Annotated in this window: 15 protein-coding genes; 12 read left to right on the plus strand and 3 right to left on the minus strand. The window is 73.0% G+C overall.

Features of this window, described 5'->3' with window-relative positions; genetic code table 11:
- Positions 1-87 precede the first annotated feature (87 nt).
- Positions 88-1,014, minus strand: coding sequence for a bifunctional riboflavin kinase/FAD synthetase (locus KYK13_RS30490; protein ID WP_223636837.1), 927 nt, complete (start codon positions 1,012-1,014; stop codon positions 88-90).
- Positions 1,015-1,095: 81 nt separating this feature from the next.
- Between KYK13_RS30490 and KYK13_RS30495 the strand changes: the two genes are divergently transcribed.
- From KYK13_RS30495 to KYK13_RS30520, 6 genes are all read left to right on the plus strand, one after another.
- A complete protein-coding gene (locus KYK13_RS30495) occupies positions 1,096-1,716 on the plus strand; it encodes a tRNA (guanosine(46)-N(7))-methyltransferase TrmB (protein WP_223636838.1) in 621 nt (206 codons plus the stop codon).
- Positions 1,717-1,890: 174 nt separating this feature from the next.
- Entirely contained in the window at positions 1,891-2,934 is a 1,044-nt protein-coding gene (locus KYK13_RS30500) for a diguanylate cyclase (RefSeq protein ID WP_223636839.1), read from the plus strand.
- 50 nt (positions 2,935-2,984) lie between these two features.
- Positions 2,985-3,398, plus strand: a complete 414-nt coding sequence (locus KYK13_RS30505; protein ID WP_223636841.1) for a hypothetical protein — start codon at positions 2,985-2,987, stop codon at positions 3,396-3,398.
- 67 nt (positions 3,399-3,465) lie between these two features.
- Positions 3,466-4,734, plus strand: a complete 1,269-nt coding sequence (locus KYK13_RS30510) for a hypothetical protein (RefSeq protein ID WP_223636843.1) — start codon at positions 3,466-3,468, stop codon at positions 4,732-4,734.
- A gap of 88 nt (positions 4,735-4,822) precedes the next feature.
- Entirely contained in the window at positions 4,823-5,236 is a 414-nt protein-coding gene (locus tag KYK13_RS30515) for a cupredoxin domain-containing protein (protein ID WP_223636845.1), read from the plus strand.
- 57 nt (positions 5,237-5,293) lie between these two features.
- Positions 5,294-8,224: a helicase C-terminal domain-containing protein gene (locus KYK13_RS30520; RefSeq protein WP_223636847.1), complete on the plus strand. Its 2,931-nt coding sequence runs from the start codon at positions 5,294-5,296 to the stop codon at positions 8,222-8,224.
- Between the two features lie 16 nt (positions 8,225-8,240).
- On the opposite strand, the gene KYK13_RS30525 is transcribed toward KYK13_RS30520, so the two are convergent.
- Both KYK13_RS30525 and KYK13_RS30530 read right to left on the minus strand, forming a co-directional pair.
- Positions 8,241-8,978, minus strand: a complete 738-nt coding sequence (locus KYK13_RS30525) for a signal protein (protein ID WP_223636849.1) — start codon at positions 8,976-8,978, stop codon at positions 8,241-8,243.
- Positions 8,975-9,724, minus strand: a complete 750-nt coding sequence (locus tag KYK13_RS30530) for a HEAT repeat domain-containing protein (protein WP_223636852.1) — start codon at positions 9,722-9,724, stop codon at positions 8,975-8,977. Before KYK13_RS30530 ends, KYK13_RS30525 begins: the two co-directional genes overlap by 4 nt.
- Positions 9,725-9,894: 170 nt before the next feature.
- Here KYK13_RS30530 and KYK13_RS30535 point away from each other — a divergent pair, with 170 nt between their 5' ends.
- The 6 genes from KYK13_RS30535 to KYK13_RS39130 all read left to right on the plus strand — a co-directional run bounded on the left by KYK13_RS30535 (position 9,895) and on the right by KYK13_RS39130 (position 25,362).
- Complete coding sequence (locus KYK13_RS30535) at positions 9,895-11,658, plus strand: protease pro-enzyme activation domain-containing protein (RefSeq protein ID WP_223636855.1); 1,764 nt, start codon at positions 9,895-9,897, stop codon at positions 11,656-11,658.
- Between the two features lie 108 nt (positions 11,659-11,766).
- Positions 11,767-12,990 (plus strand): hypothetical protein, encoded by a 1,224-nt coding sequence (locus KYK13_RS30540; RefSeq protein ID WP_223636858.1) that lies wholly within the window; start codon positions 11,767-11,769, stop codon positions 12,988-12,990.
- Positions 12,991-13,256: 266 nt separating this feature from the next.
- Entirely contained in the window at positions 13,257-16,442 is a 3,186-nt protein-coding gene (locus KYK13_RS30545) for a poly-gamma-glutamate biosynthesis protein PgsC/CapC (RefSeq protein WP_223636861.1), read from the plus strand.
- The gene (locus KYK13_RS30550; RefSeq protein WP_223636864.1) at positions 16,439-19,066 is read left to right on the plus strand and encodes a hypothetical protein; all 2,628 of its coding nucleotides are present in this window, start codon (positions 16,439-16,441) and stop codon (positions 19,064-19,066) included. The genes KYK13_RS30545 and KYK13_RS30550 overlap by 4 nt, the downstream gene beginning before the upstream one ends.
- 35 nt (positions 19,067-19,101) lie before the next feature.
- Positions 19,102-20,226: a hypothetical protein gene (locus KYK13_RS30555; protein ID WP_223636867.1), complete on the plus strand. Its 1,125-nt coding sequence runs from the start codon at positions 19,102-19,104 to the stop codon at positions 20,224-20,226.
- Between the two features lie 6 nt (positions 20,227-20,232).
- Positions 20,233-25,362, plus strand: coding sequence for a hypothetical protein (locus tag KYK13_RS39130; protein WP_304504065.1), 5,130 nt, complete (start codon positions 20,233-20,235; stop codon positions 25,360-25,362).
- Positions 25,363-25,430 lie beyond the last annotated feature (68 nt).

The raw sequence follows: 25,430 nt of genomic DNA on the forward strand, positions 1-25,430 counted from the left end.
TTAGAGGAAACCGATGCGCAGCCTGTCAAGGCGCCCTGGCGTGCTCCCTTGCTGCCCCAGGCCCTGTGGGGAAGGCGCGTGAAGGCCCTACCCGTCGCCGCGCGCCACCACGGTGCGGGCGGCTTCCACGTCGCGTTTGATTTGACCCACCAGCTCGGCGGCGGAGCCGAAGCGCTGCTCGGGCCGCAGCCGCTCCAGGAACTGCACCCGCAGCTCCTTTCCGTAGAGGTCCCCCGTGAAGTCCAGGAGGTGCGCCTCGATTGTGACCTCCGTGCCACCAAAGGTGGGCTTCACGCCGATGTTGGCCGCCCCCGGCCGCCACGGCCCGTCCGCTTCGGACAGGAGGCGCACGCGGATGGCGTACACACCGGGCGCGGGCCGCAGCTCGTTCTGCGTGTCCACGTTGGCGGTGGGAAAGCCGATGGTGCGCCCGCGGCCCGCGCCGGACACCACCGTGCCGTCCAGGTCGAACGGGCGTCCGAGCAGGCGCCTGGCGGCGCCCACGCGGCCCTCCAGGATGTACTCGCGGATCCGCGACGAGGACGCGACCACGCCGTCCACGTTCACCGCCTGCACCACGTGCACCTGGGCCCCGCGCTTCGCCGCGGCGTCGCGCAGCGTGGAGACGGTACCGGCGCGCTGGGCGCCATAGGTGTAGTCGCTGCCCACGACGACGTGGCCCACGCCCAGGCTGTCGAAGAGGGCGGCCTCGAAGTCCTGGGGCATGGAGCGCGCGTAGTCGCGGGTGAAGGGCTGCACCACCACGTGGGACAGGCCGCACGCGGCGAGCAGCTCCAGCTTGCGCGGCAACAGGGTGATCAGCTTGGGCGCCAGGTCCGGCTGGAGCACCTTGCCCGGGTGGGGCTGGAAGGTGAGCGCGTTCGCGGGGGCGTGGCGCAGCGCTTCCGCGAAGAGGGCCTGGTGGCCCACGTGCACCCCGTCGAAGTTGCCCAGCGCGAGAGCCTGCCCCTGCAGCTGGCGGCCCGCCTCGGTCACGGACTGGAAGACCTTCATGGCCCTTCCCTATACCACCCCGCGCGCTTTTGCCCTGGCCAACCCACGCGGCTCCATGGTTAGAGGCCCCCCGTCCCCGCCATGCGCCCTGCCCTGCTCCCTGATCCGGTCGGCCTCAAGTTCGTCCCCCTGGATGCGCCCCCGGACTGGGACGCCGAGTTCGGCTTCACCGGGCCGCTGGAGCTGGAGATCGGCTCCGGGGCGGGCGGACACGCGCTGGAGTACTGCCGCAGAAACCCCGGCGTGCGCTTCGTGGCCTTCGAGTGGCGCAAGAAGTACGCGCGCGACACGCAGGCGCGCGCGGAGAAGGCGGGCATGAAGAACCTGCGCGTCATCGAATCCGACGCGCGCTTCGTGGTGCCGCGCATCTTCGCGCCCGGGTCCCTGGACGTCATCCACCTGCAGTTCCCCGACCCGTGGTGGAAGCGCTCGCACGCCAAGCGGGCCGTCGTGCAGCCGCAGTTCGCGAAGGTGATGCTGGGGCTGCTCAAGCCCGGCGGCCGCTTCGACATGCGCACCGACGTGCAGGACCGCGCGGTGGCCATGCTGGAGATCCTCGAAGGAGCGGGCTTCCACAATCCGCTGGGCGCGGGCGTGTTCCACCCGTACGACCCGGAGGAGGTGCCCTCCACCCGCGAGCGCCGCTACCTGGCGTCCGGAGAACCCGTCTACCGCGCACGACTGGTGAAACCCGCGCCGTAGTCCCGCGGTCGCGTGTCAGGCCGTGGACGTCGGGGGCCTTCCGCGCCCTCCGGCGTCCGGGTGGGCCCTTGGCAGCGCCCCTCACCCGGAGGAGAATCCACCCACAGGGTTCCCGCTACGGGGGACACTCGTGACGTTGGCCACGACCGCATCCTGTTGGGGGGTGGGCGCCTCATGCCGGAAGCCGAAAGGAAACGGACGCCGGAGGGCGCGCGCCGAAGCGGCCCCGCGAACGACTTCGCCGGGCGCACCGTGCTCATCGTGGATGATGATCCGGCGCAGATCCGCCACGTGCGCGAGGGCCTGGCCCCGCACGGCTACGTCTTCAAGGAAGCGCTGGACGGAGCGCAGGCGCTGTCCGCCATCCGCGCCGGGAGGCCGGACCTCATCGTGATGGACGTGGAGATGCCGGGCCTGGGCGGCGTGGAGGTGTGCCGCATCGTCAAGGCGAACGCGGGCGAGGGCGGCTTCGGCTTCATCCCGGTCATCCTGATGACGGCCCGGCAGGCGGCGGGCAAGGTGGAGGGGCTGGAGCTGGGCGCGGACGACTACCTGGTGAAGCCCTTCGACATGCTGGAGCTGGGCGCGCGCGTGAAGTCCATGCTGCGGCTCAAGGCGCTGCAGGACGCGCTGCTGGAGAAGAACCGCGAGCTGGAGTGGGCCAACCGGGAGCTGGACCGCCGCCGGCAGGAGCTGCTCGCGCTCAGCCGCACGGACGCGCTCACCGGACTGTTCAACCGGCGCTATTTCGAGGAGCGGCTGAGCGAGGAGTTCATGCGCTCGCGCCGGTACCGCTCGCCCCTGTCGCTGGTGATGCTGGACATCGACCACTTCAAGCGCATCAACGACACCTTCGGGCACCCTTTTGGTGATGAGGTCCTGCGCGCGGTGGCGCAGACGGCGCGCGCGACGCTGCGGGAGGTGGACCTGCTGGCCCGCTACGGCGGCGAGGAGTTCATCGCGCTCCTGCCGGAGGCGGCCCCCCAGGACGCGCTGCGGGCATGCGAGCGGGTGCGCGAGGCGATTGAGCGGCTGGAGTTGACGTGGAAGGCGCCGGACGGAATGTCGCAGGAGGTGCGGCTGACGGCGTCCCTGGGCGTGGCGACGGTGCCCGCGGACGACCTGCAGGGTACGGAGGCGCTGCTGCGCGCGGCGGACGCGAGCCTGTATTCGGCCAAGGGGACGGGCCGCAACCGCGTCCACCAGCACGCGGCGTGACGTACCTCCCGCTTCCCCACGGCGGCGGTTTGACCTAAATCGGAGCCCCCATGCGCCCGCTCGCGATGACGACCTGGCTGCTGTTTGCCCTTCTTGCCCTGGGCGGCTGCAATCGGATTCAGCCGGATACCCCCGTGGGGGCTTACCAGACGTTCCACCGGCACGTGCAACGTGGAGAGTGGCCCAAGGCCTACGCGGGGCTGTCCCAGCAGACTCAAGAGGGCCTCAAGACGCGGGCCCAGCAGGTGAGCGATGCGTCAGGGGGCATGGTGAAGGCAGAGCCGCTCGCGCTGTTCTTCGCGAATGTCCCGGCACCGGCGGATGTTCAAGAGGTTTCGCTGGTCCGGCAGGAGGGCGACGTGGCGACCGTGGTCGTGCGCTCGGCGGGAAGGTCGGGCGAGGTCCGGATGGTGAGGGAGCCGTCCGGGTGGAAGGTGGACTTTTCAGCATCCCCCCAGCCGTGAGCCCTGGCATGCCCGGGCCCCGCGCATCAGGTAACGTACAACCGTGAACGACAGGAAGACACGGCGGGTGGCCCCCGCAGTCGAAGTCATCCGGAGGCCGGGCACGACGCCCGGCGCCCCGGTGGCTCCGTCCTCGGCCGCCCCCACCCCCTCCCCCACGCCGAGGCCCACGCCCCGGCCCACGCCGGTGGCGCCCTCCGCCCCCGCCGCGGAAGCCGCGCCGCGCGCGACGCCCGCGCCCCGTCCCACCCCGGGCGTGGCGCCCACGCCCCGGCCCGGTGGCCTTTCCCCCATGCCGCCCCGGCCGTCCATGCCCGTGGCGCCCACGGGTGCGTCCGCCGCCCCGCCCCGCCCGGCTCCGAGTCCGGCGGGCCCCGCGACGACCCCCGGGGTTCCACCCCGGCCGTCCGGTGCGTCCGCTCCGGGCTTCACGCCGGGCGCGTCGCGTCCGCCGCCCCGGGGTCCTGGCGTGGGTGGGCCTCCGCGCTCGGGCGGGCCTCCGGGCCGCTTCGCGCCGCGCCCGAGCACGCCGCGTCCGCCGCCCACGCCGGAGCAGATCCTGGCGCTGGCCACGCGCGAGCACGTGCCGGCGCGCATCGCCAAGGGTGAGCTGGAAGGGAAGATGAAGGCGCGCATCTGGCGCAAGCTGCACGCCGAGGAGGCGAAGCGCTTCGACCAGGTGTACGAGCTCATGGGCCAGACACCGGGCCTGTCGCTGGGCGACGCGTTCGGCATCCTGCAGAGCGGCCTGACGGTGCAGGAGTTCATGGCGCGCAAGGAGCGCAGCCAGCGCAAGGCGGCCATCAAGCAGGCGCGCGGCCAGGTGGACAACGCGCTCGTCGCGGACTTCCTGGGCGCCTTCATCGAGCAGAAGACCGAGCTGTCAGTGGTGCTGGCGGAGCGGTCGCTCCTGGACACGCTGCTGGCGGAGGAGGCCATCGCCTTCACCTTCGAGCGCACGGGCCGGCTGGAGAAGCTCCAGGTGGTGCTCATCGCGCGCAGGGGTGACTGGGAGCGGCTGATGCCGAACCTGGAGCGCGACGCGAAGCTCACGCAGAAGCCGGCGCAGGTGGCGCGGCAGCCGGACAAGCGCCCCTACTCGGACCCCCGGCCGTTCCTGCCGCACATCGGGCAGACGGTGAAGCTGGTGCTGCGCAACGGCATCACGGTGGAGGCGCCGCTCTTGCGCGTGGGCCGCTTCGACGTGCTCCTGGGTGAGCCCGGGCACGAGCTGTTCATCCCGCTGCACGCGCTGCTGCGCTTCGACGCGCCCCCGGCTCCGGCCGAGGCCGCCTCCGGCGACGCCGCGGAGTCGAAGCCCGACGCCGCGGGCTGAAAACGGCGCGCGGTGCCGTTACCTCCGGGCGGCCTTCGCCTTCACGGGCGGGCCGCCCGTTTTCCTTCCTCCCCCTGGAGCCCCACTCATGCGCCCCTTCTTCTCCCGCATCATCAAGCCCTGGCTCGCGCTCACCGCGGCGGCGGTCCTCGCGGGGGCCTCGCAGCAGGCGTGCTCGAAGGAGTCCTCCGCGAAGGAGTCCGGCACGCAGGAGGTGGGGCGGCGGGAGAACGGCGTGCACGTGGTGGACCTGGCCGTCACGGAGAAGGGCTTCGAGCCGTCTCCGGTGCAGCTCAAGAAGGGCGAGCCGGTGAAGCTGGTGGTGACGCGCAAGACGGACCTGACGTGCGCCACCGAGTTGGTGATGGACGAGTATAGAATCGACGCGAAGCTGCCCCTGGACACGCCGGTGGAGATTGCCTTCACGCCGAACCAGTCCGGGACGCTGAAGTACGGCTGCGCGATGGGGAAGATGATCGCCGGCACGTTCATCGTGGACTGAGCGCGGGCGCTCGTTAACTGGCGATGTCCGGCCGGGCGGGTAGGCTCGCGCGCCTGCATGGGCAGCTCGGAGCTCTTCACCCGGCACGTCTTCCTGGACCTCGAAACGACGGGGCTCGACCCCCGCGTGGACGAGGTCATCGAGGTCGGGTGCCTCTTCTTCGAGCATGGCCGGGAGGTGGACCGCTTCTCCCGGCTGTATTCGGCCTCCCGCCCGCTGAACCTCACCATCCGCCGGCTCACCGGCCTCTCCGACGCGCAGCTCGCCGGGCAGCCCCGCTTCGACGCGGAGCGCGGTGAGCTTCGGGAGCGGCTCAAGGGTTGGACGGTGGTGGCGCACAACGCCCCGTTCGAGAAGGGCTTCCTGCCGGACGTGCTCGGTGGGGTGCCGGTGCTCGACTCGTGCGAGCTCATGCACTACCTGCACCCGGAGCTGCCCAGCCACTCGCTGGAGTCGCTGATGCGGTGGGCGAAGCTGGGCTCGCAGCAGCCGCACCGCGCGCTCCATGACTGCGTGGCGGTGCACGCGGTGCTGGTGCACGCGCTGGACGGCTGCGCGCGTGACGGTCGCGCGGAGGACGTGGCGGACCTGCTGTCCACCATGGACCCTCGGGCCCGCGCGGCGCTGGGGCCCACGCCGCTGCTGGACGCGATGTCGGAAGAGGATGCTCGCGACCTGGCGATGGACGCGGAGGCGCGGCCCCTCCTGGAGCTGCTCTCCCGGCTGTGGGAGGTGTGCCGGGCCACGCCGGTGCCGCTGAACCTGGAGGCGACGGGCGGCTTCCTGCGCGCGCGGCCGGAGCGCAAGCGCGCGAATGGCGGCAGGCCGCCTCCGGAGCCCGAGCTGGACGCGACGCCGCTGCCGGTGCGGCCGGAGGAGGTGGCGCAGATCCTGGGGCCGGGCGGCGCGCTGGAGCGGAGCGGCGGGTTCCTGTCCCGGCCCGCGCAGCTGGAGATGGCGCAGGCGGTGGCGCGCACGTTGTCGGACGGCGGGCAGGTGGCGGTGGAGGCCGGCACGGGCACGGGCAAGTCGCTGGCGTACCTCACGCCCGCGGCGCTCTTCGCCGCGCGCAACGGGCTGAAGGTGGGCGTGGCACCCCACACGAAGACGCTCCAGGACCAGCTGCTGGAGAAGGACCTGCCCCGGCTGCACCAGGCCACGGGCGGCGCTTTCGGCTACGCGCTGCTCAAGGGGCAGACGAACTACCTGTGCCGCCGCCGCGCGCTGGAGGCCACGCGCGTGGAGCCGGGGATGAACCACTCGGCGCGGGCGCCCCGGGCCTATGTGCGCGCGTACCTGCGCCGCAGCGTGGACGGGGACCTGGACCGGCTGAGCCACTGGTTCCGCGAGCGCTTCCCGGGGATGCACGGGCTGGTGCCGGCGGTGCGCTCCGAGGCGGCGACGACGCTGGGCGAGCGGTGCCCGCATCACCACAAGTGCTTCTACCACTCGGCGGTGGCGCAGGCGCGCGAGGCGGACGTGCTGGTCATCAACCAGTCGCTCGCGTTCGCGTGGCCCGCGCGCTACGGGCGCCTGGACCACCTGGTGCTGGACGAGGCGCACGAGCTGGAGGACGTGGCCACCACCGCGCTCACGGTGGAGCTGTCGGACCTGGCCTTCCTGCGCCTCACGGAGCGGCTGCACGGGCGCGACGGGCGCCGGGGCCTCTTCGCGGAGCTGCGCCGGGCGCTCGCCGCCACGCGCCGGGACGAGTCCCGCGTGCTGATGTCCGAGGTGGACGACAGCCTGCGCGCGCTGCTCCAGGAGGCGCGCGTGCTGGGCGAGCAGGTGACGGCCCTCTGCGAGCCCGCGGCGGCGATGCCCGGTGAGGATGCGGACGACGCGGCCTACGCGCCGGAGCTGCGGGTGACGGACGCGGTGCGCGCCCTGCCCGCCTGGGAGCCCGTACGCGAGGGACTGGTGGCGGTGCGCACGGCGCTGCAGCGGGTGCACACGCTCTTGTCGGTGCGCGTCCTCGCGGCGCTGCCGGAGCTGGCGGTGAAGCAGCCGTCGCTGGAGCGGGAGCTGGCCGGCGCCACCACGGAGCTGGGCGAGCTGTCGGTGCTCGCGGGAGAGCTGGCCGGAGACGCGGACATCAAGCGCTGCTACGCGGCGCGGGCGGAGCCTCGCAAGGGCCGCTGGAGCGTGGGCGCGCAGCCGGTGGACGTGTCGGAGTCCGTGGCGAAGGACTTCGCCGCGAACAAGCGCGCGCTGGTGATGGCGTCCGCCACGCTGGGCACCGGGGACGGCGTGCCCTTCGTGCTGAAGCGGCTGGGGCTGAGGCCGCCGCTGATGCGCGCCCCCTCGCCGTTCCACCTGGGACAGCAGGCGCTGGTGGTGCTGGTGACGGACGCGCCGCGCGCACATGAGGAGCCGTTCATCGACTGGGCCTCCGGGCGCATCTCCGGCCTGGCGCAGGTGATGGGCGGACGGGTGCTGGGCCTGTTCGCCTCCACGCGGCGGCTGGAGCGCGTGGCGCGCGAGGTGCAGGCACGGCTGGAGCCGCACGGCATCGAAGTGCTGCGCCAGTCGCGCGGGCACGGCCGTTCGCTGGCGGCGCGGCAGGAGCGCGACACGGGCACGGTGCTCTTGGGCACCAAGAGCTTCTGGCAGGGCGTGGACATCCCCGGGCGCGGCGTGGGGTGTGTCTTCATCGACAAGCTGCCGCTGGAGCCGGCGTCCCGGCCGCTGGTGGCCGCTCGCGAGGAGCCGCTGGCCAAGGCCGGCAACGAGTACCTGGGCTTCCTCCAGTACCGGCTGCCGCGCGCGCTGCTGCTGCTGCGCCAGGGCGTCGGGCGGCTCATCCGCTCCACCACGGACCGGGGCATCGTCGTCATCGCCGACCCCGGACACGCGAGCTACCGGCCGCTCTTGCTCCAGGCGCTCGCGGGCTACCGCGTCGTCGCGCTGCCGTGGGCGCAGGCGCGGCTGATGCTCCACTCGGAGCTCTTGCAGATGGGGCTCACCGCGGACACCGCTCGGGTGTGAGCCCCGCGGCCCTGCCCTACCGCGCCAGCCGCTCGCGGTAGCGCGCCTCCAGGGCGCTCAGCTCGTCCACCCAGGGGCCCGTGGCGCCGCTCGTCTTCGCCTGGGCCAGGGCCTCCGACAGCGCGCGCGCATCCTCGGTTTGCTGCGCGCGCAGCCGCTGGGTCATGTCCCGCGCGGCCTCGAAGACGTCCTGCAGCTCGTCGCCTTCGCGCAGGCCGTGCTGCGGCGGGTTCAGGCGGCCCTCCGCCACCTCGCGCATCATGCGCTTGATGCGGAAGAGCGGGCCCGCCATCCGGTGCGTCACCACGATGGTCGTCAGCGCCACCACCACGATGAACGTCACCAGGCAGCCGCCCAGCACCCACCACGTCAGGTGCTGGTGACGCTCCAGCTCCGCGCGCTGCGCGACGATGGCCGCGCGCTCCTCCTCGTACTGGGCGTCGATGGCCTGCGCCTGCTCGCGGAACTGCTTCTCGAACGCCGGGTCGTTCATGTGGGCCATCAGCTCGTTGGAGAGCGTGGCTCCGGACAGCTCGCGGCTCACCTCCGCCGCGCGCGAGCGGGCGTCCACCGCCGTCGCCGTCTCGTGCATCAGCGAGTTCGCCGCGCGCACCAGGAAGATGCCCAGGAGCGCCGCCAGCACCAGCGACACGCCGACGATGTACGCGGTGAGCTTCAGCTGGAAGGGCGCGTCGAGCAGGAAGTTGCGCCAGCGGCGCTTCGTCGTCGGGGCCTGGGCCGTGGTCGTCGTCATGTCTCGCTGCTCCAGTCGAAGGTCGCGGCGGCTTCCTCGATGGCTTTGGGGATCAAGGCCTTCAACAGGTCCGCGGGCGGAGCCCCCGCGGCGTTCACTTCCACCTGTCCCATCAGGGACTGCTCCGGATACGTCATGCACAGGATGGCCAGGCGCAGGCCTCCGCTGGCCGTCGCCTGGATCTCCGCCGTGATGCGGTAGCCGTGGACGCCCAGCTTCTTGAGCGCGCCCTTCGCCGCCGCCTTCGACTCCTTCTCCGGCGCCATCATCGCGCCCCGGCGCACCAGCTTGGAGCGGAGCCGCGCCTCCGTCACCTTCACCAGGTCCGCGGGCACGGTGCCCGTCTTGTCCTTCAGCGCGTCCAGCGCGAGATAGAAGCGCGGCCGGCGCGCCTGGTACGCCTTGATGGCCTTGATGGACTCGGCCACCGCCGCCTGCACCGCGGCGTCCGCCTCCCCCTGCACCGCCTGGAGGCAGTCGAGCCCCTTGGGCTCCAGCAGCGCGCCCAGCCCCTTGGCCACCGCCGCGCGCACCAGCTCGCTGGGGTCCTTGAGGCCGCCGCACAGGGGCGTCACCGCTTCAGGGTCCTCGGTGGCGCCGAGCACCAGCGCGGCCTGGGAGCGCGCACGCGGATCCTTCCCCTTCTCCAACTGACGACCCAGGAAGGTGATGCGCGAGTCCCCCTGCGCCAGCGCGGCGCACGGCAGCAGGAGGAGGAAGGGCAGGAGGACTGTCGGCAGCCGCATGGGGATGGGCAAAGAAGTGCCAACAGTGTAGCCGCGATTTACCTGTCCACGACAGTTGCCTCTCAGGGCAATCGCGCACACCTTGCAGGCGCACAAGGGGCGACGTCCTCAGGAAGAGGACGGCTGGGGTGCGGGGGACCCGAGGCGGGTCACTCCAGGCTGGGGGAGCCATGAAGCGCGGAGTCATCCTGACGGGTGTTCTTCTGCTGGCGGGGTGGTTGAGCGGATGCCGCGACTCGGACCGGCTGGCGTCGGTGGGCAAGCCGCGGCCTCCCGGGCCCGCGCCGGTGGAGGGCGCGCCCACCCTTCCCGACTCCGATACCGCCCGGCCTCCGCCCGGAAGTCCTCCGCCGGAGCCCGAGGTGGTGGAGCCGCCGCCGGATCCGGAGGCGGAGGTGCTGGACCCCACGCCCATCCCGACGACGGACGGCGTCCCGGCGCCCCTGCCGGGTGTCTACACGGACAAGGGCGAGGCGCCGGAGACGGACCTCATCCGGGGGCTGGTGTCCTTCCCCATCCGCGACGAGCGCGCGCTCGAGCAGCGCATCGCGGACATCTACAAGCCGGGCGGCTCCGGCTTCCGCAAGTACATGACGCAGTCCGAGTGGATGGCGAAGCACGCCCCGCGGGAGAAGGACGTCACCCTCGTCACGGACTGGCTGAAGACCCAGGGCATGCAGGTGCCCTTCGTCGCCACCAACCGGCTGCTGGTGCAGTTCGTGGGGACGGTGGGCCAGTTCAACAAGGCCTTCGGCGTGAAGCTGCGCATCCTGGAGCGCAAGTCGCCCCAGGGCGGGAATGATCCGCACGACGTCTACGGCCTCACGGAGACCCTCAAGGCCCCCACGTTCGTGCAGCAGCGCATCCACGCCCTCGTCGCGCTGGACCTGCCGGCGGAGACGGGCGCGATGCCGGGCGAGTTCGGCCAGCCGTCCACGGACAAGCCGGACCCCGTCAGCAAGGGCCTCACGCCGCAGCAGGTGGCGCGCGCGTACAACGTGGACTCGCTCTACGCGCAGGGCCACCAGGGCCAGGGCACGAAGCTGGGCGTGGTGATTGGCGCCGGCTTCCGGTGGAAGGACGTGCGCGCCTTCTGGAAGATGTGGGGCATCGAGCGCGAGGACCCGAAGGTCATCCAGACGATGGAGCCGCCCGTCACGCGCTACCGAGAGGGCACGCTGGACGTGGAGTGGGCCGCGGCGATGGCGCCCAAGGCGGACGTCCTCGTCTACATGGGCCCGGACGCGCGCAACACGTCCATGCTCTTCACCTTCAACGAGGCCATTGGCCGCGGCGAGGTGTCCGTCATCACCACGTCCTTCGCCCACCGCGAGGACTCCGAGCCGCGCGCCGTGCACGAGCAGTACAGCGCGTCCGGCATGATGGCCGCCGCCCTGGGCATCACCGTCACCGCCGCGAGCGGCGACTCCGCGGGCGTGGACACGCCGGGCTCCAGTCCGTACGTCACCGCCGTGGGCGGCACACAGTTGAAGATGAACGGCATGACGGTGACGGGCGAGAAGGCCTGGTACTACTCCGGCTCCGGCATCAGCCGCTCCTTCACCACGCCCGAGTGGCAGAAGGGCCTCGTCCCGCTGCCCGCCAAACGCGCGGTGGTGGACGTCGCGCTCAACGCGGACACGGGCTACTGGTACACGTGGCTGGGCGTCACCTCGCCCAACACCGGCACGTCGTTCGCGTCGCCCATCTTCGCGGGGCTCGTCGCGGTGGTGAACGGCGCGCGCTCGGAGGAGGCGAAGCCGCCGGTGGGCTGGCTCAACTCGCAGCTCTACACGCTGCCCACCGTCCAGAAGACGTTCCGCGACATCACGGAGGGCTACACCGACAAGCAGTACGAAGCCGGGCCGGGCTGGGACATCCCCACCGGCTGGGGCGCACCCGACGCGGAGGGACTGCTGCGGACCCTGCCTTGAGCAGGCAGGCGACCTAGGGCGGACGGGCACTCGAGCCCCGCTCCGGCTGTCATCCCGGATTGACGGGATGCGAATGCATGCGCAGGGCGTGCTGTTCGGGAGAGGACCATGTCCTTGTCCCCTCCCCTGCGCATGTCCTTGTCCTGCCTCCTGCTCCTCGCGGCCGCTTGCGGCAATGCCGGCCCGGGAACGAGCACGGCCGTGGCGGAGTCTCCCTCCGCGTCCGCTCCGGGGACCTCTGTCCAGACGCCTGCTTCGCCCGCGCCCGTGGAGGACGTGAGCCAGACCCCCACGACCGGGACGCCGGTCGTCACCACGCCCGCTCCCTCGACGAGCGTGTGCTCACCGCTCAGCTCGCTGACCAGCCTGGCGGGCAACCTGACGACGTGGCTGCAGACGGCCCCCATCACCGCGGCCAACAGCGGCGGCTTCAAGGAGCCGGGCGGCACGGAGCTCGCCGCGTTCGAGGGCGCCTTCCGCGCGCTGCTCACCGAAGGCCCGACGGCGCAGGGGGTGCAGGACCTGGCGAAGCTGGGCTACGGCGTTTCCACCTTCCGCAACGACACGGGCGGCGGCTGGCTGGTGGTGCGCGAGCTGGGGCTGCTGTCTCGCGGCGGCGGCACCTTCATCGTCAACCTGTTCCCCGCGCGCGACCTGTGGCTGGAGGCGCCGCACGCGGACTCTGATGAGGGCACGCTGCGTCAGACGGCCTCGCAGCTGGTGACGCTGGGCGCTCGCGCGCTGCTCATCACCGGCAGCAACCGCTGCGCCGTCACCACCGCCAGCCCGTGCAGCGGCACCACCAGCGTGTGCGGCACGAAGGGCCTGCGCATCTCCGACGCCGCGCACTACGGCAACAACTTCTTCACCGCCGCGCACCGCGCGCTGCGCGCCACCTACCCGGACGCCATCGCCGCCAGCATCCACGGCATGGACGCGGGCGATGGCCCCGAGGCCGCCGTGGTGAGCGACGGCACCAGCGTGCTGCGCCCGGACGCGCTCTCCAACCGCCTGCGTGATGCGCTCAACGCCCACCTGACGGGCACCCGGAAGGCCTTCTCCTGCAACTCGGCGGAGGACGAGGGCAAGCACCGCACGCTGTGCGGCACCAGCAACGTGCAGGGCCGCATCGACAACGGCGCCGCGGACGCGTGCTACGCGGAGGCCACCACCGCGTCGGGCCGCTTCGTCCACCTGGAGCAGTCCTCCACGCTGCGCGGCACCGGCGCGTCGTCCAGGGCCGTCATGCAGGCGCTCGCGGACACCGTGCCCTGCACGCTCGGGGGCACCGGCCTGGGCTGCCCCGCGGTGGTCGCGCAGGACTGTCCGTAAGATGACTCCGCACCCCGGGCCGCCTCCGCGCGACCTGGGGCCGTGACGCGCCACGCAAGCCGCGTCCACACGGGAGGTCGAGCCCGGCTTCTCTTCGCGTGAAGCCGGGGGCTGATCCAGGCTGAAGGTCGGAGACCACTGTCCTTGGTTGGGCATTCAGTGACACTGAAGGCTCGGATCATCGGTTGGACAGCGGACGCTTCTTACCCGGTGAGAGGCCCGACCCTGGTCGCAGAGGAGTGTCTCCCTAGATTCGAGCAGCCACCATGGCGCTCTTTTCGACCCTGACACTCTTCCCGGCCTACTCCCTGGACACCTCCATCCTGGTGGCGGTGCTCGTGGGTGTACTCATCCTGGCACTCCTGACGGAGACGCTCGGGTGGGTCTTCGTGGGTCTCGTCGTCCCCGGCTACCTGGCCTCGGTGTTCGTCATCCACCCGGAGGCGGGTTGCACCGTCGTCGCCGAGTCGCTGCTCACGTACGGCGTGGCGCTGGCGTTCTCCAGCGGACTCTCCCGCACGGGAGCGTGGAGCGAGTTCTTCGGCCGCGACCGCTTCTTCGCCGTGGTGCTCGCCAGCGTCGTGGTGCGCGCCGTCAGCGAGACGTGGCTCCTGCCCGTGCTGGGGCACTGGATGGACGAGCGCTGGGGCACGTCCTTCATCGTGGACCGCAGCCTGCACAGCATCGGCCTGGTGCTGGTGCCGCTCACCGCGAACGCCTTCTGGAAGCTGAAGCTGCGGCGCGGCCTGTGGCAGGTCGCCGTGCCGGTGGCGCTCACGTACGTCATCCTGCGCTTCGTGCTGCTGCCCGGCACCAACCTGTCCTTCTCCAGCCTGGAGCTGATGTACGAGGACGTGGCGCAGGACTTCCTGTCCAGCCCCAAGGCCTACATCATCCTGCTGACGACGGCGTTCCTCGCCGCGCGCTTCAACCTCAAGTACGGCTGGGACTTCAACGGCATCCTCGTGCCCGCGCTGCTGGCGCTCACGTGGCTGGAGCCCTTGAAGCTCGTGGCCACGATGGCGGAGGTGCTGCTGCTGGTGCTGGCCGCGAAGGCCGTGCTGTCCGTGCCGGGGCTGCGCACGCTCAACCTGGAGGGCCCTCGCAAGACGGTGCTCGTCTTCTGTCTGGGCTTCCTCGTGAAGTGGTGCGTCGGGTGGGCCATGGGCGGCCGCATCCCGGGCCTGAAGGTCACGGACCTGTTCGGCTTCGGGTACCTGGTGCCCACGCTGCTGGCGGTGAAGATGCTGCAGAAGCAGGTGATTGCCCGCGTGCTCCTGCCCACGCTGCACACGTCGCTGGCGGGCTTCCTCATTGGAAGCCTCGCGGGCTTCGGGCTGTCGCTCATCGAGCCGCGTCCGGCCACCGCGCTCACCGCGGAGGCGCCGCGCGAGCACGTGCCCGGGCTGGGCCTGGACCAGTCTCCGCTGGGCCTGATGGTGCTGGGCCGCGCCACCGCGCGTGAGAGCGACGTGGGCGGGCAGTCGCTGCGGCTGAAGCACGGCGACCTGCGCGAGTACAGCGCGCTGTGGAACGGGCTGGACGCGTGGCTGGAGTCCGGCCGCGCGGAGAATCCGCACGCGCTGCGCACGCAGGCGGTGGCGCTGGGGCTGGAGCTCCGCGAGTTGCCGAAGCAGGACGGTGCGCCCGCGCGCTACGCGCTGGTGGAGCGCGTGGAGGGTGACGGCAAGGCGGGCTGGGACACGTCGCTGCTCGTGCCGGGCGCGAGGGGCCCCATCCTGGAGGTGCCGCGCCCCCTGACGGAGGCGCCGAGCGCCGAGGCCGCCGCCCTCCTGTGCGAGCGCGTGGATTGCCGCGCCATCATCGTGAGCGGCGTGGACTCCCACCGCGCGGGCCTGGTGCTGGGCGACGCGCTGGCGCAGTCGGAGACGCCGCTGCGCCACGCGCACGACGCGCTGTCCTCGCGCGAGCGGGTGCAGCTGCGCATGGATCCTTCGCTGAAGCCGGGCCAGGTGGTGCTGCACACGCCGGAGGGCAAGGCGCCGCGAGGCCTGGACACGCTGTGGCCGGGCGCCGAGGTGACGTCGAATCCGCCGCCGGAGCCCGGGGGCAACTGGGGCGAGTCCCGGGTGAGCGTGCTGCGCGCGGGCCCCTTCGACCTGGCCTCGCTGGTGGTGGAGCGCGCCCCGGCGCTGGCCGGGTCGATGACGGAGCGCGACGCGCTGGGCACGCTGATGGTGACGCCGGAGGGCGCGCGCGTGCCGGCGGTGCGGCCGTCGGACGCGGAGCTCCTGGTGCTGGAGCGGCACGTGGCCTCGCCGCTGTTGGGCGGCGGTCCGGCGGACGTGCCGCGCGAGCTGCGCGTGCGCTGGGCCCACGCCATGGCCTCGTTGATGGGCCTGCGGGTGCGGCCGGTGACGGGGTGCGAGGGCGCGCCCGGGTGCTGGTGGGTGACGGACGCGGAGGCGACGCCGGGCCGGCTGGGCGCGGGGCTGCTGGTGCGTCAGGGCGGCTCTCCGCTGGCGCTGGAGGTGCCGTCTCCGGCGCGCGAGGCGGGCACGCTGCCGGTGGCCGCGGAGCTGTGGCACGAGTCCCGCTCCACCGCGCTGGTGTTCGCCACCGCGTCCGGCGACATGCCCCACCCCGCCACCTTCGGCGAGCTGCGCACGAGCTTCCAGGCGTTCCATCAGGCGGTGCACCGCGCGCTGCCGAAGGAGCAGGGCTGGGTGCTGCACCTGCGCGGCTTCTCCAGCCGGCCCTCCGTGGACGCGGACGTGCTGGTGGACGTGGGCAACCCGGTGCTGACCCCGGCGCAGCGGCCGGCGGACCTGGAGCGGCTGTTGTCGCAAGGCGGCCCGCTGGGCTGGCTGGGGCAGCGCGTGCGCTACCATGACGGCTCTGCGGAGCTGACGGGCCTCAACGACGCGAGCCCGCAGCAGGTCTTCTCCCGCACCTTCGGCGGGGCGCGGCTGGCCACGCTGTGGCTGTCCGAGCCGCTGCGCGGAGCCTTCGTGGGCCCGCGGCTCGCGGTGGAGGAGCTGGCGCTCACGGGCCTCCTGCCCGAGGAGCCGCGCGAGTCTCCCGAGCGCGCGCTGCTGGCGGACCGGCTGGTGGCGCCGACGCAGCCGGTGTCATCCGCGCTGAAGGAGCACTTCGCGGAGCTGACCACCAGCGCGGAGCGCTACGTGGCGCAGCAGAACGTGCATGACCTGCGCGCGCTGGCGCAGACGAAGCGCGTGGGCAACGTGACGCGCCAGGTGAAGGCCGGCTTCAGCGCCGAATACGGCCTGCCCTTCCTCCTGGTGGAGGCACGGCAGGGCAAGCAGGTGCTGCGCGCCGTCTATTTCCTTCAGCAGCAGCCTTCGCCGGCGAAGCGCGCGGAGCTGACCGCGGGTGACGCGGAGCTCGCGAGCACGGTGGACCTGGCGCTGCGGCACCGCCGGCCGGTGGTGTTGACCGGGGAAGTCTCCCGCGAAGAGGCCCGTCGATGAAGACCCGCAGCCGCGCCCTCGTGGCGCTCCTTGGCCTGATGGTGGGCCTGGCCCTCATCTGGGCCGCGAGCCTCGCCGTGCTGGGCAACACCGACACGCCCACCGCGCGGCGCGACGCGAAGTACATCAACGCCGAGCGCCTCATCTTCTACCGCCTGGAGCCGGGCCGGGAGATGCGCGTGCGCATCCCCGAGGACGCCGAGGAGCTGCTCATCGTCACGCACGAGCTGCTCCCGGACGGCACGCCCTACGCGCCGGAGAAGCAGTACCAGTACGGCCTCAAGGCGGTCCTGCGCGGGCCCCAGGGCATCCTGCTGGAGCGCGCCATCTTCACGCGCACGCGCCAGAGCAAGGGCCAGCCGCAGGAGGACGGGACGTTCCTGCAGGAGAGCGCCTTCACCACGCACGCGGATCAACAGGTGACGGACGAGCGCGAGTTCGTGCTGCGCCTGCCCGCGGAGCGTCCGGAGTACTCCGTGCTGTACCTCCAGCCCGCGAGCACGAGCGACACGCTGCTCGCGCGGGTGTACGTCCGCGCGCACCGCACGCTGCCGCTGCTCGCGTCGCAGAAGCTGGCGCAGGCCCGCGCGGAGGTGCGCGCCGGGCGTGCCACCTTCGAGCCGTTCGAGAAGCTCTCCTCCGACACGCGCCGCTGGCTCGCGGAGGAGCACTGGGAGCGCCTCAACGCGGAGGGCGAGGCGGGCACCGACTACCAGATTGAGCCCGTCTACCGCACCGCGTACCGGCTGCCGCTGGTGGAGGCCACCGAGTCCGTGCAGGAGCGCCTGGGCTCCGGCCGCGCCGTGGCGCTCAACGTCACCGGCCCCGCGAAGCCGGTGCTGTGGCTGTGGAGCGACGCGATGGACGCGCATCCCCAGCCGCACGGCCCGGTGACGGTGCAGACGCTGTCCTCGGACGGCACGGCGCACACGCTGGAGCTGCCGGGCCCCGTGGCGGGCTCGCCCATGTCGCATCCGCTGGAGCTGCCGGAGGGCGTGCACACGGTGATGGTGCGCAACGACGGCCAGGAGGACCTGCGCTACACGGTGGAGGGCCCGTACGAGTCGTGGCTGCTGCCCGCCGAGTCGCGCCCGCAGCCGGGCGCCGCGTCCGAGGGCCACGTGGCCTTCCTGCCGGACACGCGCCGCACGGAGGCGTTCGCCACCGGCCCCGCGTGCGAGGCGCTGGAGGTGGACATCGATCCGCGCATGGACGCGGTGGGACGGCTGGTGCGCATCGACGCGCGCACGCTGGACCGCGCGCCGTCGCACGAGCCGCTGCACCTGGGCCTCACGGTGCTGGATGGCCAGGGCCAGTCCCTGGGACAGGCTTCACTGGACGCGACGCCGGAGCCCGCGCCGTTCGAGAGCGCGGCCCTGCCCCCGCAGCCCGGAGGCGCGCTGCCGTGCACGCCGCTGGCGACGGCGGCCCAGGACGCGGGCTCGGGCGAGGTGACGGATTTGCCGGCCTGGGTGTCGGGTGCGGCGAGCGCCCGGGTGTTCCTGCCCATGGGGGCGCGCAAGCTGCGCGTGGAGGCGCCGCGCGCGACCCTCCTGCAGTTCTACAGCTTCCTGTCGAACGGCCAGTCCGTCACGGCGGCGGCGCCGTACACGAACGACGCGCTCACCGGCGTGCGCTGGCGCAACGCGCCCGTGGAGCAGCGCACGTGGTACCCGCTGCGCCCGTCGAACCTGGACGCGCTGATGAAGGGCGGCGCCCGTGTGGAGCTGCTCAGCCAGGTGCGCCTGGAGCCCGTCACCCCGGAGGAGGAGACGCCTCCGCCGTCGGGCGACGCGGTGGTGGTGCGGCCCTACGGCGCTCCCGCGGTGGTGGAGGTGCTCGAGTCCGCGCAGCCGGACACGGTGGACCTGGTGAAGGCGCTGTCCACGATGCTGGAGCCGGGCCGCGCGGTGCGTGCGCGCTTCGACTCGCGCACGCCCACCCGTCCGGAGGTGCGCCTGTCGCTGAAGGACGCGGCGGCGCTGGGCAACGAGGTGGAGGTGCTGCTCGACGGAGCGCCGCTGCACCGCTTCACCGTGCGGTCCACGCGGACGCGGGAGCTGTTGCCGCCGCTGCCACCGGGTGAGCACGAGGTGCTGCTGCGCTCTTCCGCGCCGGGGCTGACGGCGCTGCTCAACCGGCCTCCGGCGGCGGGCAACGGCCTGCGCTCGCGCACGGTGTATCCGGTGAGCCAGGGCGGCCTGCGCGTGCCGGTGCGCAAGACGGGCCCGGGCGCCGTCACGCTCAACGTGGTGGTCTACACCCCGGAGGCGGGGGGCACGACGGTGCCCCAGCTGGCCGTGACGGTGGATGGTGGCAACCCCGTGCGCCGCGCCAGCGTGCTGGTGCCGCACGTCACGCGCGCCGAGCGCACGGTGGCGCTCCCCGCCTCCGAGCGCGAGCCGGCGACGCCGGTGGGCCGCCCGGGCGTGAAGTGGTACGCGCGCGCGGTGCCGGTGACGCTGGGAGAGGACATCGCGCCGGGCGTGCACACCGTGCGCATCCAGGCGCTGGGCTCCGGGCCCATGTGGGCGCGCTTCTTCGTCTTCGGCCAGGCCGTGGAGGACACCGCGCCGCGCATGTGGAACCGGGGAGGCTGGCAGCCCGACGAGGACCGGTTGTGAGGTCCCTCGGGAGGACCGGGTCGTGGCGCCCGCTGGTGGCAGCGGGAGTGCTGTCCGTGCTGGGCGCGGGCGTGAGCGCCCGCGCGCAGGCCGCCCCGACCGCTGAAACGGCCACGAGCGCAGAGACAGCATCGAGCGCTGCGGCGATTTCGAGCGCCGCGACGGTCGCGAAGCCCTCGAAGCAGGACGAGCGTCGCTCCGGCAAACGCGCGAAGGCGACGCCGCGCTCGGCTCCGGAGCGCGTGCCCCAGGAGGACCCCACCGTGAACGTTCCCGAGCAGTCGGGGTGCCGCGTGGACGCGCGCTTCTCCGGGCTGTGGCCCCGCGTGGACGCCGTGACGTTCCACCCCACCACGCTGGAGGAGCGGGCCGCGTTCACGAAGCTCGTGCCCGCGCTGCTGGCCGCCGCGCCGAAGCAGAAGGACGTGCCGCCGGAGCTGACGAACGTGGCCGCGGCCGTGGGCTTCTTCCTGGAGACGTGGACCACGCCGCGCGACACCTTCTGGGTGCTGCGGGAGCGGCCGGACCGCTACCACGGCGCGGGCGCGTATGTGATCCGCACGGGCGCCGCCACGGACGACGTGGTGCAGGTGCCCCACCCCTACTTCGACATCGGTACGGAGGACATCGGCTCCGCCATCTTCACCTGCCCACCGGAGGGCCGCGCGCCGCGCCTGTTCATGACCGCCACCGCGCACCGCTACAAGGCCGCGCCTGATGAGACGCAGGAGACTCCGGAGCACCCGGCGGACGTCGCGCACAACCCGGAGCACCTCTTCCAGACCGTGACGGACCTGGCCGCGCGCCAGCTCCCGCACATCCGCGTGGTGCAGCTGCACGGCTTCGGCGAGACCAAGGTCCAGAAGGGCCGCACGGAGACGCTGGCGGCGGTGGTCAGCGACGGCACACGCAAGCCCGGCACGTGGGCGCGCAAGGTGGCCGCACCGCTGGAGGAGGCGCTCGGCCCTGGAGTGAAGCTGTTCCCGACCGGGGCGCAGGTGCTCGGAGGGACGCAGAACGCGCAGGCCCGTCTGCTCCAGGCGTACCCGCAAGCCCGCTTCCTGCACCTGGAAATGTCATCCCGTACGCGCAAAGCGCTGGCGAGCCCGGCGCAACTCGCCCTGCTGGCCCAGATTCTGTTCGCACCCTTGGAGGACTGAGCGCCGATGTTTCCTGTTCGACGCCGCGCCCGTTACACCCTGCTCGTGGGAGCGCTCGCGGCGCTGCCCGTCATCGCGCAGCCCGCCGTTTCGCAGCCGTCCGTCATCGCCCGCAGCGAGGAGGGCATGACCTGGCAGCCGCGGGCCATCCGCGGTCCGGTGGCGCTGGCGGAGCTCCAGGGCCACGCGCCCTATGTGCCCGGCGGCGTGCCGCAGGCGACGGGGGCCATGGAGGTCACGCCCCAGAAGGGCGCGGCCGTGTGGCTGGGCCCGCTGGACGTGGTGCGCGTCACCGGCCCCGCCGGAGCGCTGCGCTTCACCCGCGTGCCGCTGTCGGAGGGCGACGAAGCACCCGAGCTGCGCGTCGAGGAGGAAGGCGTGCCCGAGCGCCCAGGCCGCTGGTACCTGGCCGAGCCCATGGGCGCCGGCAGCATCTGGTGGGTCACGGCGACGAAGAACGCCCGCATCCTGGTGGAGCGCCCCACGCACACGTCCACGGCGCGCACCGAGGAGCGGATGCGCGACGCGATCCTCCAGTGGGTGGACGGCAAGGGCCCGCGCCCGGCGCTGGCGTTCGACGCGGCCACGCGCGCGCGGCTGGACGTGGACGCGGCGCTGGAAGCGGAGCTCGTGAAGGACGAGCCCGAGTCCTCGCCCTTCCGGACCGCGGTGCGCAACTGGCGCAAGGCCTCCGCGCTGCGCGAGTGGGCGCTGGTCTCTCCGCTCTACGGACAGGCGGTGCGCGTGGAGCGCCCGCGTCCCGCCGGCACGGAGGTGGTGCTGGAGGGAATGGATTCGCCCTGGTTCCGCCCGGAGGTGAAGGGTTCGGTCTGGGCCTTGGAGCTGGAAGGTCCGGGCGTGCTGTCGCTGGAGGCGCGCGCCGTGCTGGGCAATGGCGCGCCGGCGGAGATGCCGACGCTGGAGGTGTACGGCGTGGGCGGGGTGCTCGCGCAGGCGCAGCTCACGCCGCAGCCCGCGTGGGCGGAGGCGCCCGAGGGCGCGGCGCTGCCGGACGCGCGCACGGCGCGGGTGCTCGCGTCGGGCGAGCGCGTAGGCATCGCGGAGGAGCTGCGCGTGGCGCTGCCTCCGGGCAAGCACAACTACCGCGTGAGCTGGAAGGGAGCCGCGCCGCTCGTGCGCGCGCGTGTCGCGTCCCGCCGCCCGACCCTGTCCGAGGCGCTGTCGCACCAGACGCACTGGACGGAGCTGGCGGAGACGGCGTGGGAGGTGGTGAAGCAGGACCCCGCCGCCCGTCCTTCGCTGCTGCGTCAGCGGCTGGTGATGCTGATGCCGGACCTGGCACGCGGCACGTACGGCCGCATCAAGACGGAGGGCCTGTCGCCGCTGCTGACGGCGATGGCGGCGCTCGGTGACAAGGACACGGACGTGGCGGTGCATGCGCTGAAGGGCGCGGACGCATCGCCGCTCGCGTGGCACCTGCGGCTGCTCACCGCGAAGCAGTTGTTGGACGCGAACAAGCCGGACGTCGCGCACGCGCTGCTGGGTACCGCGCCCGCGCTGCCGGACGCGGGCTTCCTCACCGCCGAGGCGTCGGAGCTGGTGGCCCGGCTGCCGCTGGGGGACCCGCTGCGCAGCCGCGAGCTGGCCGCGCTGGAGCTGGCGTGGCGCGCGGAGCCACTGTCAGAAGACATCCGGCGCAGCTACCGCGCCGCGTGGTGGCGTGCGAGCCGCTGGTCGCAGGTGACGCCCGCGCCCCGTGATGACGGGACCGAGGTGAAGGCCTCGCAGTGGCTGGACCTCCAGGGCATGGAGGCCGACGCGTCGATGGCGGCCAGCGCGCTGTGGCCGCTCGCCGCGGGAGGCACCACGCGCGTGCAGGCCACGGGGCTCGCGGAGGCCCCCACCCTGCTGCGCGCCTACGTGATGACGCCGCCGGGCGCGAAGGTGAACCCGGTGCTGCGCGTGGGGAACAGCACGTTCCCGCTGCTGCCGCTGTCGGCGGTGGAGCCGGTGGAGATTGCGCTGCCTCCGGGCGAGCACGCCCTGAAGCTGGAGGGCGCGGAGGGCACGCGCGCGTTCCTGTCGCTCGCGCCCGCGCGGATGGATGGGACGCCGGGCGAAGTGGGCTACGTGCGCTCGCAGTGGCCGGTGAAGGTGGAGAAGAAGGCGGTGCGCTTCCGGGTGCCGGACGCGAAGCTGCCCTCGCCGGTGCGCGTGCAGCTGCGTCCGTTGAACGCCACCGCGGGCAAGCCGCTCGTGGTGCGCATGAACACCGACGTGGGCCATCCGCGCCGGCTGGTGCTGATGCCGGGCGCCGCCAGCTCGCGCCACGTCGCACTGGAAGGTGCGAAGGGCATCTCGTCCGCGCCGGTGTCCGCGGTGGTGACGCTGCCCGCGCAGGCCCGCGAGGTGTGGTTCGAGCCCGAGGACCCGAAGGCCCAGGTCGCCGTCTCGCTGGCGGTGCGCCGTGCGGAGGTGGCCACGCCCGAGACGTCCCCCGACGCACGACAGCCCCAGCAGGCAGGCACCGCCTACGAGACGCTCCAGGCGCTCTCCCGCACGCTGCGCGCGGAGCCCGGTGAAGTCGAGCCGCGCCTCACGCGCGCGGAGCTGCTGTCATCGTTGCAAGAGGACGGCTTCGCCCGCGCGGACGTGGGCCGGCTGCTGGACACGCAGGCGAAGCTGACGCCGGAGCAACAGCGGCGCCTGCTCGCGCTGATGGACCGCCTGGCGCAGGTGTCCCCGCGCACGGTGCGCTTCGCGCAGGCCATCACGCAGCCCACGCTCGTGGCTCCCGCGTTCCCGGCGCTGAACGTGGACGGGGCAACTGCCGCCAACGGCGCCTCCGCGCGCAGTGGCGCCACGCAGGGTATCGGCGCGACCCGCGACTGGCCGCAAGACAACAGCACGGCCACGCAAGGCGACGCGGCGGATGCCCGCTCCGCGGAGCTTGGAGCCACGTCCCTCGCCTCGCTCAGCGCCCTGGTGCGCGACGGCCATGGAGACGCGGCGCTCGCGGCGGTGTCGGGCGACAAGAGCCTCGCGGGCCGCTACCTGCGCACCCGGCTGCTGTCCGCCTCCGGTGAGGACGCGGCGGGAGCGCTGGCCATGGCCGCGCTGTATCGAGAGACGGGCCTGCCGCAGGTCGGCCTGGAGGCGCTCGGCATGCTGGCGCGCCTCCAGGACTCGCCACAGGCGTGGAAGGACGGCGGTGCGCCCCTGGGCGCGGCGCTCGCGAGCCAGCTCCAGACGTGGGCGGACCACCCGGACGTGCGCCGCATGCGCTTCGCCGCGGGCCGCTGGACGCGCTGGGAAGGACTGCGCGACGCGGAAGAGGCCGCGGGCTCGCTCGTCGCCACCTCCGAGGCAGCAGCGGACGACGAGGACGTCGCCATGGCTGTCCGCAAGGCGCTGCTCGCGCCGCCGTGGAAGCTGTCCGAGGCGAAGCTGCTGCCCGCCGGTGCCTCGCGAGTCATGAGCCTGGTGGTGAAGCAGCCCCGGCCCCTGGGCGCGGAGGTCCTCTGCGGCACCACGCCGCGTCCGGGCGTGGACGCCGCCGGCACCTGCGCCTTCGCGCTCCGCGTGGATGGCCGCGTGGTGCGCGAGCTCCAGGTCGCCGAAGGCGAGACCGCCATCCTGGGCACGCGCCTGGACGTCCCCGGGCGCCACCAGGTGGAGGTCGTGATGGCGCGCGCCGACACGCAGCAGACCGGCCTGGTGCGCTTCGTGGACTCCGAGGACGCCAGCGCCACCGCGCGCGTCGTGGCCGCCCCGCAGCCCCTCTCCCTCCTGCGCAGCCGTCCGGGCGCGCCGGTGGTGATGACCGTGCTGGGCCCCACCGCGCTTCGCGTGCGCGCCACCGCCCTGGCCCCCACCGCGGGCCGCGAATTGCTCGTGCGCAGCACGCCGCTGCCCTTGGGTGAGGGCACGGGCGGCTCCAGCGCGGAGGAAGGCCCGCTCATGCACCTGGGGCTGCCCGAGGACGCCGACCCCAGCCTCCAGGGCGCGCCCCAGCCGCTGGGGCGCATGGGTGAGACGTGGCTGCTCCTGCCCTCGCGCGGTCCGCACCGCGTGAGCCTGGAGTCCCCCAAGGGTGAAGCCCTGGTGCAGGTGCAACTGGGTGTCGCCTCGGATCCGAGCGCGCTCGCGGCCCCGACGTGGGCCCAGGGCACCACGGGCCTGGAGCCGCTGCCCTGGCCCGCGCTGCCTCCGGGCCTGGCGCTCCTGCCGGAGGGCATGCCGCCCGAGGCGCGCACCGGCGGCCTGGGCATGGTGTCCGCGGAGCTGGGCTACCGCAGCGAGGACGTGCAGGAGGGCGAGCTGCTCAACCGCCCGCTCCAGACAGGCCTGGAGGTCCGCCTGTCCCTGCGCCGCGAGCTGTCCCCGGGCCGCGCGTGGCTGCGCTTCACGCCCGAGGCGCGCTACCCGCTGAACCAGACCGCCGTGCTGGGCGGCACCGTCGCGGCGTACGTGAACCAGCTCCCCGGCGACCTGCGCCTGTCCATGCAGGGCTCCGTGTTCTCGCAGACCATCGACGGCGCGATGCGCTGGAGCGCGCGAGGCCACGTGGGGGCGGACCGCTACGTGCGCCTGTCCCCGGACGTGGGCCTCATCCCCGGCCTGGGCCTGACGCTGGAGTCCATGCAGGGCGGCCACGCGGTGGAGGCCAGCCGCTACGACCAGAACGTCTACTGGCTCTACGGCAAGGACCACCCGAGGCGCCTGTCGCCCCGGCTGTCCCTGCGCTGGCAGCCCTTCCAGGACCACGTGGCCACGCTGGGCATGTCCGCGACGAGCAACGCCAACATCTACACCGTGGACAACGCGGGCGCGTACGCGAGCTGGGCGGCGCTCCTGGGCGGAAGACTCCAGGGCACGCGCGTGGAGCTGGGCTACGGCGCGTCGCAGCGCTTCCAGGATGAGCACCGCGCCACGGCCTACCTGCGCCACCGCGTGTCGGGCCGGCTGGATTGGAACCTGTGGATGGGCAAGGGCGGCAACCGCCTCATGCTCTTCGCCGAGGACCGCGCGTTCCTCTCCGGCCCGTACGGGATGCAGAACGTGTTTTCACTCGGAGCGCGGTGGGATTGGACGGGTGGACGTGGGTTGCAGGACGTCACGCCCACCGAGGAGGAATTCGAGGAGCTGCTGGATGAACGACGTTTGCAGCCCTGAGCTGTCCTGATCCGAACGCGGGTCTGGCGCGCCCGGGCAGCTTGCTCAAGCAATGAATAGCTCTGGCC

The sequence above is a fragment of the Corallococcus sp. EGB genome (assembly GCF_019968905.1).
In the GTDB taxonomy this organism is placed as follows: Bacteria; Myxococcota; Myxococcia; order Myxococcales; family Myxococcaceae; genus Corallococcus.